The following is a 4,359-nucleotide window of genomic DNA, read 5'->3' as shown; positions in this document are numbered from 1 at the left end:
TGACCGCCGAGCGGCTGTTCGGCGGCCGGGTCGCGGGCGTCTGCGCCGGACTGCTGTTCGCGATGGTGCCGCTGGTCTCCCGGTACGCCCAGGAGGCCCGCTCCTACGCCCTGGTGACCTTCGCCGTCTCGGCGGCGACCTGGTTCCTGCTGCGCGCGATGGAGAAGCCGACGCCGCGCCGGTGGGTGCCGTACGGCCTGGCGATGGCGCTGGCCGGCGCGGCGCACCTGGTCTCGCTGAGCGCCCTGGCCGGCCAGGCCGCGCTGGTCGCGCCGTACCTGTGGCGGGCCACCGGTCCGGCGCGGTGGCGGCTGATCGGCCGGCTCGCGCTGGTGCTCGCCGCCCTGGGCGCGGCGGTGCTGCCGGTGGCGCTGCTGGGCCGGGAGCAGTCCGGACGGCAGCTGGGCTGGCTCGGCCGGCCCACCCTGGACCAGCTGCTGCACTTCGGCGAGCCGCTGTTCGGATCGGCCCGGGTGTTCGACGTCTTCCTGGTGCTCGCGGTGATGGCCCTGGCGCTGCCCGGGCGGCGCGGCCCGGCGCTGCGGCTGCTGCTGCTCGCGGTGCTGCCGGTGCTGGCGGTCTGGGCGTTCTCGTTCGGTCCGACCTCCTACTTCCTCGACCGGTACCTGCTGTTCACGGTGCCCGCCTGGGCGGCGCTGGCCGGCTGCGGGGTGGGCGCGGGCTACGCGGCGGTCACCGCGGCGGCCCGGCCCGGCCGGACCCGGCCGGAGGTGCGGGCGGCGGGCCTGCTGCTCGCGGTCGGCGTGGTGGCGGTGGCCGGGGTGACGGCCCTGCCGAAGCAGTCCCTGGTGCGCTACGCGGGCTCGCACGCGCAGTCGAAGGAGCCGTACCGGGAGGTGGCCCGGCTGATCGCGGCCGGCTACCGGCCGGGCGACGGGCTGGCCGTGCCGCTCGGCAACCAGGCCTGGTCGATGGTCGGCCCGGGCGTCTCCTACTACCTGCCGGCGCACGTGCGGCCGTACCCGCTGTTCGAGGCGACCGACGCGGTCCACGCCGAGGACCTCTTCCCGGTGCCGTGCCCCCGCCCCGCCGAGTGCACCGGCCAGGGCGACCGGGTCTGGCTGGTCGTGCTGGAGAACGCCCCCGACCCGCTGGCCGCGCTGCCCCCCGCCCAGGCGGACGCGCTGCGGAGCAGGTTCGGGACGCCCCGGCAGGTGACGCCGCTGGGCGGGATGACGCTCGCGCTGCTGGACGGGACCGGCGCCGGGCGCTGAGCCCCCTCCGCCCGGGCCGGTCCGGGTGCGCCGGACCGGAGGCCGGGCGACCATGGAGCCCGGCGACCACGGTCGGGAGGACGGCGGGTGAGCGAGCAGCCCAGCGACCAGGGCCGTCCGGACGGCCGGGAGAACCAGGACCCTCAGGACCCTCAGGACCACCACGACGACCGGGGTGGCCGGGACGAGCCGGACGACCGGGACGAACGGCGGACCACGCGGTGGCGGATCCGGTCGGCGGCCCTGGCCGGGTCCGCCCGGGGGCTGCCCGAGCAGGTCCCGCTGGTGGGCCGGGCGCTGCGCCAGCTGTTCCGGGTCAACCTGCTGGACTGCGCGACCCGGCTGGCCGCGCAGGCGTTCCTGAGCGCGCTGCCCGCGCTCTTCGTGGTGGCGGTCTTCACCCCCGCGGCGGTCCGCGACGGCGTGGTGCACTCGCTCCGCAAGGAGCTGGGCCTGGAGGGCCCGGCGTCCGAGTCCCTGCAGCAGATGCTGGGCTCCGGGCACGAGCAGGAGACCGGCTTCGGGGTGGTCGGCGCGCTGGTGACCCTGCTGTCGGCGACCGCGCTGAGCCGGGCGATGCAACGCGTCTGCGAGCGCTGCTGGGAGCTGCCCAAGGCGGGGACCAGGGTCGCCGCCTGGCGCTGGCTGGTCTGGCTGCTGGTCTGGCTGGTCTGCCTGGTGTTCCAGACCCCGGTCAAGGACGGTTTCGGGCTGGGCGCCTGGCTGGGCGTACCGCTGACCTTCCTGCTCGCGACGGCGTTGTGGTGGTGGACCCAGCACCTGCTGCTCGGCGCCCGGGTGCGCTGGCTGCCCCTGCTGCCCGGCGCGGTGCTCTGCGGGGTGGCGGTGGTGGGGATCGGGGTGGCTTCGCGGGTCTACCTGCCGGGCGCGATGACCCGCAGCATCGGCCAGTTCGGCCCGTTCGGCGTGGTGTTCACCGGCCTGTCCTGGCTGATCGTGGTGTTCGCCGGGCTGACGCTGGCGATCGCGCTGGGCCGGGTGGTGGCCGAGGAGGAGGCGGTCGCCCGGCTGCTGGGCTCGCGCACCGCGCCCGGGGCGCGGGGCGGCCCGCGGTTCTGAACGCGGCCCGCCCGGGGCGGCTCAGCGGCCGCGCCTCACAGCGCGCGGGTGAGCCGGGAGGCGATGGACGGCGGGGCCAGGTCCGACTGGAGCACGACCGGCACCTCCACCCGGGTGGCGCCCTCACCGGTGCGCAGCACGCCGACCTTGGTGCCGGCCGCCACCTGGTGGCCGACCTTCAGCGGGTCCAGCACCAGGGTGCCGGTGACGCCGGGGAAGCCCGCCACCGTGAGGTCCTGGGCCGCCACCACCGGGACGGTGCCGCCGAGGCCGTCCTCGACCCGGCCGACCACGTCGCCCTGCTTGGCCAGGGTCTGCCCGGTGAGCCCGTTCTGCGCGGCCTGGATCTGCTTGGCGCTGGCGTTCTGCACCGCCTTGAGGATGCTCGGCTCGGCGGTGGTCGCCGGCTGGCCCAGGGTGACGCCGAGGATCAGCCGCCGCACCCCGGCGATCTCCTTGTAGGCGGCCCACATCAGGCAGCCTCCGGCGGGGGTGCTGGAGCCGGTCTTGACGCCGATGATGCCGTTCTTCGGGGAGATCAGGGTGTTGGTGTTGGAGATCTTCTGGTTGTTGAAGGTGGTGTCCGGGGTGGAGACGATCTGCCGGAAGATCTCGTCCTGCATCACCTGCTCGGCCAGCTTCAGCTGGTCCTTGGCGGTGCTCTTGGTCTCCGCGTTGAAACCGGCCGGGTCGGTGTAGACGGTGTTGGCCATGCCGAGCCGGGCGGCGGTGTCGTTCATCTTCTTGACGAACGCCTCCTCCGATCCGGCGTCCCAGCGGGCCAGCAGCCGGGCGACGTTGTTGGCGGAGGGCAGCATCAGCAGCTCCAGCGCCTGGTACTGGCTGATCTGCTGGCCCTCGGTCAGGGTGACCCGGGACTCGTCGACGTTGCCGGACTCCTGGGCGGCCTGCTTGTCGACGGTGATCTTCGGACCGGCCTCGCCCTTCTTCAGCGGGTGCGCCTGGAGGATGAGGTAGGCGTTCATGACCTTGGTGACGCTGGCGATCGAGGCCGGCGTCTCCGGACCGGAGCTGCCCAGGCTGCCGATGCCGACCACCTCGGCGGCCGACTGGCCCTTGGCGGGCCAGGCCAGGTCGAGCGGGTCACCGGCGAAGCCGAAACCGCCGCCGGCGGTCATCCGCACCCTGGCGTCCGGCAGCGGGCGCAGCAGCTGGGCGGTGACCACGGCGCCGAGCACGACGGCGAGGAAGAGCGTCCAGATGGTGATCCGCTTGAGCGCGCGGCGCAGCGGTGAGACCGGCCGGCCGTTGAGCGCGGCCAGCACCTCCATCGCCTCGGAGGTGGATTCCGGGAAGGGCTCCGGTGCCGGAAGCGGCTCGGGGACCGGAAGCGGCTCGGGGACCGGCAGCGGCTCCGGGGCCGGGGCGGGCTTCGGCTTCGGCGGCGGCACCGGCAACGGCTCCGGGCCGGGGGTGGGCTCGGGCTCGGGCAGCGGCCTCGGCTCCGGGTGGGGCTCGGGGGCCGGTTCGGGCACCGGGGCCGGGGCGGGCGGCTCCGGGACGGTGTCGGTGTCGGTGTCCGTGCCCGTATCCGTGTCCGAGACCGCTGCGGCCGCGACGGCGGGCACACGAAGGACGCGGGTCCGTTCGGTGTCCTCCCGCTTCTCGAACTTCTCGGCCCGCGCGGACGGTTCGGCCTCCGCCGCCGGGGCGTCGTCGCCCGCCGGGGCTGTCCGGATGGCGAGACGGGGATCGGTGCCGACCGGGCGGAACGGCACACCGGCCCCGGCCGCTCCGGCGGGCTCGCGCGGCTCTTCCGGCAGGCGCAGGGCGGTGGTCGCGTCGTCGGCGGGCGGCCGCAGGGTGGTGGTCACCTGGTCGGCGGGCAGCCGCAGCGCGGTCGTCCGGTTGTCCGAATCCTGGACGCGCAGCTGCACGGTGGGCCCCGGCCGGACGGCCTGCTCCGCCCCGTCGTCGGCCGCGTCCTCGTCAGCGGAGTCGGCGGAATCGGCGGAATCGGCGCCTGCGGAGTCCTCGGCGACCGGGTCCGCGTCCGGGGCGGCGGCCGCACCCTCGGGGTCGG

3 protein-coding genes are annotated in these 4,359 nt (G+C 75.6%); 2 read left to right on the top strand and 1 reads right to left on the bottom strand.

Annotated elements, in window-relative coordinates; genetic code table 11:
• The coding region (locus ABD308_RS28905) for a glycosyltransferase family 39 protein (protein WP_344340793.1) at window positions 1–1,235 on the top strand (1,235 nt) is incomplete at its 5' end.
• Between the two features lie 87 nt (window positions 1,236–1,322).
• Window positions 1,323–2,315, top strand: coding sequence for a YhjD/YihY/BrkB family envelope integrity protein (locus ABD308_RS28900; protein ID WP_344340787.1), 993 nt, complete (start codon window positions 1,323–1,325; stop codon window positions 2,313–2,315).
• A gap of 35 nt (window positions 2,316–2,350) precedes the next feature.
• Here the strand turns inward: ABD308_RS28900 and ABD308_RS28895 are convergent.
• Window positions 2,351–4,359: D-alanyl-D-alanine carboxypeptidase (locus ABD308_RS28895; protein WP_344340781.1), on the bottom strand; the 2,009-nt coding region annotated here is incomplete at its 5' end.

Origin of the sequence: Kitasatospora putterlickiae, assembly GCF_039527695.1 — a bacterium.
GTDB lineage: Bacteria > Actinomycetota > Actinomycetes > Streptomycetales > Streptomycetaceae > Kitasatospora > Kitasatospora putterlickiae.
This window is presented reverse-complemented; position numbering and strand designations above follow the sequence as displayed.